The sequence below is a fragment of the Pseudoduganella rivuli genome, from assembly GCF_009674485.1.
GTDB classification, from domain to species: Bacteria; Pseudomonadota; Gammaproteobacteria; order Burkholderiales; family Burkholderiaceae_D; genus Rugamonas; species Rugamonas rivuli_B.
The window spans coordinates 1-264 of record NZ_WKJJ01000082.1; the positions used below are offsets into that span (position 1 = coordinate 1).

The 264-nt window shown below is 68.2% G+C and carries 1 protein-coding gene; it reads right to left on the reverse strand.

The window, feature by feature from the left end; all coding sequences use genetic code 11:
• Positions 1-264 (reverse strand): hypothetical protein (locus GJ700_RS35135; protein WP_195764117.1); only part of this gene is annotated, 264 nt, incomplete at both ends.

Here is a 264-nt window from a genome sequence, read left to right on the forward strand (position 1 = left end):
GGTCGGACGTCAGGCCGGCAACTTGCGACGATTTCAGGCCGGCCAGTGCGGCCGTCTTGATCGCGGCGATGTCATCGGTCGAGAACACGGCCAGCACGTTGGTCGGCAAGGCCGCCAGTTGGGCCGAATTCAGCGCAGCCACTTGCGTGTCGCTCAGCGCGGCGCCCTGCGTGGTGCCCAGCGTCGACAGGATGCCGGTCGACAGTGCGGCCACTTGCGTGGTCGACAGGTGCGCCACCTGGTCGGTGGTCAGGCCTGCCGCTT